The sequence below is a fragment of the Roseinatronobacter ekhonensis genome (genome assembly GCF_900499075.1).
GTDB classification, from domain to species: Bacteria; Pseudomonadota; Alphaproteobacteria; order Rhodobacterales; family Rhodobacteraceae; genus Roseinatronobacter; species Roseinatronobacter ekhonensis.
The window spans coordinates 192,411-199,035 of record NZ_UIHC01000001.1 but is presented as its reverse complement, the minus strand read 5'-3'; the positions used below and the strand labels follow the sequence as shown (position 1 = coordinate 199,035).

Genomic DNA, 6,625 nt, shown 5'->3' with positions numbered 1-6,625 from the left:
CAACGCGCTCTCGCAACGCAAGTGGATGTGGTTTGCCCATCTGTTATCTCCATATCTGCTCAAAGACATGGAATCATGGATCATGAAGTAAGGGAATCCTGAATCTGGTCAAACCGGACGCGCTCTAGAACAACGAGTGCCCGAGGCTGAAACTTCCTCGGACACCCATTCGATACGACAGGGCGCGGGCGCAATCTATCGGGCAGAGGTTTATATTTTGGCCATAAACTTAAGTTTATGCCCCCATTTCAAAGCCCAGATGCTTTGCCACGGTGAAAATATCTTTGTCGCCACGCCCGCACATGTTCATCACCAGAAGATGGTCGGTCGGCAGCTTTGGCGCAATTTTCAACACATGCGCCAGCGCGTGACTGGGTTCCAGCGCCGGTATGATACCCTCTTGCGCGCAGCATGTCTGGAAAGCCGCGAGCGCCTCGTCATCGGTGATGCTGACATATTCTGCGCGGCCCACATCCTTCAGCCAGGCGTGTTCCGGACCAATGCCGGGATAATCCAGCCCGGCGCTGATGGAATGGCCTTCCAGAATCTGGCCGTCCTCATCCTGCAACAGGTAAGTGCGGTTGCCGTGCAGAACGCCCGGGCGCCCGCCGGTCAATGACGCGCAATGCTCCATCTTGTCATTGACACCGCGCCCGCCGGCTTCGACCCCGATAATGCCCACTTCCTTGTCATCAAGGAACGGGTAGAACAGCCCCATCGCGTTCGAGCCGCCGCCAATAGCGGCAACCAGAGTGTCGGGAAGACGCCCCTCTTGCGCCATGATCTGTTCGCGGGTTTCCTTGCCGATGATCGACTGGAAATCACGCACCATGGCCGGATAAGGGTGCGGCCCCGCCACCGTCCCAATGCAATAGAATGTGTCACGCACATTGGTCACCCAATCGCGCAACGCGTCATTCATCGCGTCTTTCAAAGTTCCGCGGCCAGAGCTGACGGGCACAACTTCGGCCCCAAGCAGGCGCATGCGGAAAACGTTAGGCGCCTGACGCTCCACATCATGTGCGCCCATATAGACGATGCATTTCAGCCCAAACCGCGCGCAAACCGTCGCGGTGGCCACGCCGTGCTGCCCCGCACCCGTTTCGGCAATGATACGGGTCTTGCCCATGCGCCGCGCCAGCAAAATCTGTCCCAGCACATTGTTGATCTTATGCGCGCCGGTATGGTTCAACTCGTCGCGTTTCAGGTAAATCTTAGCCCCGCCGCAATAGTGTGTCAGGCGCTCGGCAAAATACAAAGGCGAGGGACGGCCGACATAATGCGTCCACAGATCATCCATTTCGGCCCAGAATTCTGAGTCGGTTTTGGCGCGTTCATACTCTGCATCCAGCGACAGGATCAGCGGCATCAGGGTTTCCGACACGAAACGCCCGCCATAGATGCCGAAACGGCCCTGTTCATCGGGGCCGGTCATGTAGGAATTCATCAGGTCATCGGGCATGGCGCTTGGTCCTTTCGAAAGCTTGCAGAGTCCTAGCGCCGCAACCCTGTCCAGACAAGCCCGAAGCGGGTCAGCGCTGCAAGATCAGCCTGTCCCCTTCGATCGCAATGCGCGCATAGCGCGACAGATACCCCATGCCCAGAAGCGACACATCAAGCACGCCCTCATTCACGAATGCGGGCACATCGGTATCCCGGAATTCCAAGCCACCTTCGGCCAGCACGACCTCTGACAACTCCACCCGCGCCAGCCCGACCACGCCATTGGCGGTCCGCGCCTGCCCCAGATACGGCAGCGTGTCGGGGTTGAACCCCACACGCGCGGCATCTGCCTGTGATAGCACAATATCCGACGCGCCGGTGTCCAGAATGAACTCGACCGGCGTGCCATTGACGCGCAAGTCCAGTTTGAAGTGCCGGTCAGACCCCGCCCGAAGCACGATTTCGCCATCTCCGGTCACGGTGGCGCGGCGGGTGTCCCGCAAGTTTTCCCACAGCCCGAAAGCCGCCGCGACCCCGACAAAAATCAGGCCCCACAAAACCGCATGACGCAGGCTTTGACCGATATTCGTGGCGCGGGCGACCAGCAGATAGCCGATCAGGACCACACCCCAAATGCTCAGATACACCAGTTGCATCACATCATCGGTGCTCATGCGGCCCCCTTGGTCACGTCATGGTCATAGATCCAACCGAACTGGCGCAAGGGCGCGTCGGGCACAAAGCGTTGTGACAGCCGCAGAGCCATGTGGGCAAGGGGCGCGACCGGCGCGCGCAGATGGTAGTTGCGCGCATTGCGATTCGCAGCCTCGACCACGCGGGCGGCGCGGCCCCGTCGCGCGTCCTGATAGGCGGCCAGACCCGTGGACAGGTCGGGCGCGCGCTCCAGTTCCATAGCAAGGGCATAGGCATCTTCCAGCGCCAGATTCGCGCCTTGGGCCATAAACGGCAACGTGGGATGCGCGGCATCGCCCAGCAGTGCCACGCGGCCCGCGTGCCAGTTGGCTGCAACCTTGTGGCGGAACAGCCCCCACAGATAGACCTTGTCGACCTGAGCCAGCCAGTGCGCCACCGGCCCGCCGAAACCAGCGAAAGCGCGGCGCAGATTGACCGGGGTGTCGGGGTGGTTCCAGCCTTCATCCGCCCAATCCTTGCGTTCCTCTACCGCGACAAGGTTGCGCAAACTGCCGCCGCGCAACGGATAACTGACCAGATGTCGCCCAGGACCCATGAAAACCTGCACTTCTTCGGGATCATCTGGGTTGCCGTCTATAGTTGCACGCCAGGCCACTTGGCCGGTGAAAAACGGCTTTGCCACAGTGTTCAACGCGGCGCGCAGCACCGAATGCAGCCCGTCTGCCCCGATAACCAGATCGGCCTCCAACTCGGCGCCGCCTGCCAGCGTGACGCGGCCTGCGTCGGTATCGACCGCAACCACCTGAGCGTTGAATCGTGTTTCAATGTCCTGCGTGCGCGCTGCCAAAGCAGCCACGCAATCGGCCCGGTGAACCAGGTGGAACCCAGCGCCAGATTGCGGCAAATCCATGCGTAGCACCTGCGCGCCCTTGGTATTTCGCAACGTGACGGCCTGCGCGCGCAAGGATTCCGGCGCAACACCCAAAGCCTGCAAGACGCGCGCGCCGTTCGGGCTGATCTGGATGCCCGCGCCCACCTCGCGGAAGGCTCCCGCCTGCTCCAGCAGCGTGACCTTGGCCCCGCGGTCGCGCAGAGCGATCGCCGCGGCCAGACCGCCAATGCCGCCGCCCACAACCACCACCGTTTTGCCTGTCAGCGTCATCACCTCTCCTCGACAAAAAAGGCACCGGGTGCGATGCCGCGCCCCGATGCCCCGTTGTGCCTTGTTGCCAGCCTGCCACGCAACGTGGCAAAATGGTCAATCGTCGCGGTGGACCCGCTCTTTGCGCTCATGCGCTTCCTGCGCTTGCAGGGTCATCGTGGCGATGGGGCGCGCGTCGAGCCGCTTGAGCGAGATACGCTCGCCCGTCATCTCGCAATAGCCGAAATCGCCGGATTCGATCCGCCGCAGCGCCGCATCGATCTTGGCGACCAGCTTGCGCTGACGGTCGCGGGTGCGCAATTCCAGCGCGCGGTCGGTTTCCTCTGAGGCCCGGTCGGCAATGTCGGGAATGGCCCGGCTGCTTTGCGCCAGTTCCGCCAGCGTTTCCGCGCTGCCCTTCATGATGTCGTCTTTCCACGCAAGCAGCTTGCGCCGGAAATACTCGACCTGAAGCTCGTTCATGAACGGCTCGTCCTCTGCCGGACGGTAGTCTTCTGGTAGAAAGATTTCAGTTTTCATGACCTGTTCCCCGATCTCTGCGGCGTCATAGGTCTTGAGGTCTTCGTGCATGACTTCACCCATATTCCGCGCCCTCGCGGGCCGGATACCGCAAGCAGCGGGTATTGTCACGCGCTTTCCTGCCCGAGGCTGCACGCGACCTTGCCGCGCCGCTGCGCGCAGGCTAGTTTGCCGCAAGGCAGCGGGCAGATGGGTGAGTTATGCGGTTTTCTTCCACCAGCGACTATATCGCGGGCGATGATCTGACGATGGCGGTCAATGCCGCGATCACGCTGCAACGCCCGCTTCTGGTGAAGGGAGAGCCGGGCACCGGCAAGACCGAACTTGCCCGCCAGATTGCCGCCAGCTTGGGCGTTCCAATCATTGAATGGGGCATCAAATCGACCACGCGCGCGCAGCAGGGCTTGTACGAATACGATGCCGTCTCGCGCCTGCGCGACAGCCAGTTGGGCGATGCGCGGGTAGAGGATGTGTCGAACTACATCCGCAAAGGCAAGCTGTGGCAGGCATTCGAGACAGACGAACGCGTCGTCCTTCTGATCGACGAAATCGACAAGGCCGATATCGAGTTTCCGAACGACCTGTTGCAGGAATTGGACCAGATGCAATTCTTCGTATACGAGACGGGCGCAACCATCCGGGCGCGGCACCGCCCCATCGTCATCATCACGTCGAACAATGAAAAAGACCTGCCCGATGCGTTCCTGCGCCGGTGCTTTTTCCATTACATTCAATTTCCCGACATGGACACGCTGAAATCCATCGTTGCGGTGCATTTTCCCGACATAAAACCAACATTGTTGCAAACCGCGCTGACCCAGTTTTTCGAAATCCGCGAGACGCCGGGGTTAAAGAAAAAACCCTCCACATCAGAGGTGCTGGACTGGTTGAAACTGCTTCTGGCCGAAGACCTCTCGCCCGAGGAATTGCGCCGCGATAGTGGCGGCGCTTTGCCCAAGCTGCACGGGGCTTTGTTGAAAAATGAACAGGATGTGCATCTGTTCGAGCGGCTTGCCTTTATGGCGCGGCGGCAGGGGCGCTAGGTCATGCAGATCCGCCCGCTGGAAAAAACCGACCGCGCGCAATGGGATGCGCTGTGGAACGGCTATCTGACCTTCTACGAAACCGCCCTGCCCCGCGAAACATACGATGCGACCTTTGCGGCGCTTCTGTTGGAAAATGACATGTGCGCGCTGGTGGCAGAACAAGACGGGCGGTTGCTGGGGCTGGCGCATGTGGTGTTTCACGCGCATAGCTGGCGGCCAGAGGGCGTGACTTATCTGCAAGACCTGTTTGCCCTGCCAGAGGCGCGCGGCACTGGCGTCGGGCGAGCGCTGATCGAAGCGGTTTACGCGCTGGCCGATTCCCGTGGCCGCCCCGCCGTGTATTGGACAACGCAGGATTTCAACACGCAGGCGCGACAGCTTTATGACCGCGTGGGCCAGTTGACCCCGTTCATCAAATACACGCGCCCGGCATGACCGGCCACCTGTTCCGCGCTTTATCGCTCGCGCTGATCCTGACCGGTTGTGCCGCGCCGCCATCCTTGGGGCCGGCGCCGGATATGGCATTGCAAACCCGCGCGCTGAGTTCGCAAGCCTTGTTCGGCGCGCCGCAGCCGCAACCCACCCAGACACCCAACGCGCAGATTGTCCTCGACATTCTGGAACTTGGATTCGCGCTGGAGTCTGGACGCGAGATTGCACAATTGTCACGCTTCGAAGGGGCCATCACCCTGCGGCTGACGGGGACCTTGCCGCCGTTGGCCGCGGTCGAAACCGATCGCCTTCTGGCGCGCCTGCGCCGTGAAGCCGGGCTGGATATTCGCCGTCAAGACGGTCCGGCCAACATTACGGTCGAGTTCGTGCCCCGCGCCACGATGCGCCGGTCGGTGCCCGATGCCAGTTGCTTCGTGGTCCCGAACGTCGCGTCATGGGACGAATTCCGCAGCAGCTTGCGTGGCGCAGGCCCGAACTGGGCAGAAACCGTCGAACGCAAACGTGTTCTGGTCGTCGCGCCGTCCGATGCAACCGTGCAGGAAATGCGCGACTGCCTGCACGAGGAAGTGGCGCAGGCACTTGGCCCGCTCAACGACCTGTACCGGATTGCCGGAACCGTCTGGAATGACGACAATTTCCAAACAGTGCTGACCGGGTATGACATGCTGGTCCTACGTGCGTGGAACGACCCAGCGCTGCGCTCTGGTATGAGCAAGGCAGAGGTTGCACGCCGCTTGCCAGCCATTCTGGCGCGTCTGAATCTGCGTGGCGCGCGTGGTAGCGCGGCTGCCCCAAGCCCGACAAGCCGCGATTGGGTCGACGCGGTCGAAGGCGCGCTGTCTGCACCGGCCCCGGCACGCAGCTATACGCTGGCAAGTCGCGCACTCGGCCTTGCAGTGGATGCGGGGTGGCAGGACGCGCGCTTGGCCTTTAGCCTGTTTCTGGCCGCGCGCTTTGCGCCACCCGCGCGCGGGGCAGAAGCGCTAGAGGCACTTATACAGGCGTCGCGGCTATACGGAGCTTTGCCGGACGGGGCCAAGGCGCGCGCTTATGTGGACCTGCACTTGTCCGCCCAAGCCCTTGGCGCCAAACAATATAGCGTTGTTCTGGACCTGACGGCGCGGGCCATGACCGCCGCGAAAAACGCTGAAAACGGGGCGTTGTTATCCTCGCTTATGCTGTTGCGCGCGCAGGCTTTGGCGGCACAGGGCAACACCGCCCAAGCCGACCGTTTGCGCCGTGACGCCGGACCCTATGCACTATATGGCTTTGGGTCAGACAAGGCGGCGGCAGCGCGGCGCGACGAAATTGCGCTCCTGGCGCGGCCCTAACGGAAAGGCACTGACGA

General features: G+C 61.7%; 7 protein-coding genes. 3 read left to right on the top strand and 4 right to left on the bottom strand.

Annotated features, from left to right (window positions below; all coding sequences use genetic code 11):
• Positions 1 to 235: 235 nt before the first annotated feature.
• The 4 genes from trpB to dksA all read right to left on the bottom strand — a co-directional run bounded on the left by trpB (position 236) and on the right by dksA (position 3,778).
• Positions 236 to 1,462 (bottom strand): tryptophan synthase subunit beta, encoded by a 1,227-nt coding sequence (gene trpB, locus ROE7235_RS01000; protein ID WP_121092783.1) that lies wholly within the window; start codon positions 1,460 to 1,462, stop codon positions 236 to 238.
• A gap of 70 nt (positions 1,463 to 1,532) precedes the next feature.
• Positions 1,533 to 2,117, bottom strand: a complete 585-nt coding sequence (locus ROE7235_RS00995) for a retropepsin-like aspartic protease family protein (RefSeq protein WP_121092782.1) — start codon at positions 2,115 to 2,117, stop codon at positions 1,533 to 1,535.
• Positions 2,114 to 3,259: an FAD-dependent monooxygenase gene (locus ROE7235_RS00990; protein ID WP_121092781.1), complete on the bottom strand. Its 1,146-nt coding sequence runs from the start codon at positions 3,257 to 3,259 to the stop codon at positions 2,114 to 2,116. The genes ROE7235_RS00995 and ROE7235_RS00990 overlap by 4 nt, the downstream gene beginning before the upstream one ends.
• A 96-nt stretch (positions 3,260 to 3,355) precedes the next feature.
• Entirely contained in the window at positions 3,356 to 3,778 is a 423-nt protein-coding gene (dksA, locus tag ROE7235_RS00985; protein ID WP_121092806.1) for an RNA polymerase-binding protein DksA, read from the bottom strand.
• Between the two features lie 200 nt (positions 3,779 to 3,978).
• On the opposite strand from dksA, the gene ROE7235_RS00980 reads away from it, so the two are divergent.
• Genes ROE7235_RS00980 through ROE7235_RS00970 form a run of 3 tightly spaced genes read left to right on the top strand, consistent with a single transcriptional unit; the run spans position 3,979 to position 6,608 of the window.
• Positions 3,979 to 4,821 (top strand): AAA family ATPase, encoded by an 843-nt coding sequence (locus ROE7235_RS00980; protein ID WP_121092780.1) that lies wholly within the window; start codon positions 3,979 to 3,981, stop codon positions 4,819 to 4,821.
• A gap of 3 nt (positions 4,822 to 4,824) precedes the next feature.
• Positions 4,825 to 5,259 carry a GNAT family N-acetyltransferase gene (locus ROE7235_RS00975; protein ID WP_121092779.1) on the top strand — a complete coding sequence of 145 codons (435 nt, stop codon included), beginning with the start codon at positions 4,825 to 4,827 and terminating at the stop codon, positions 5,257 to 5,259.
• Entirely contained in the window at positions 5,256 to 6,608 is a 1,353-nt protein-coding gene (locus ROE7235_RS00970; protein WP_121092778.1) for a DUF2927 domain-containing protein, read from the top strand. Before ROE7235_RS00975 ends, ROE7235_RS00970 begins: the two co-directional genes overlap by 4 nt.
• Positions 6,609 to 6,625 lie beyond the last annotated feature (17 nt).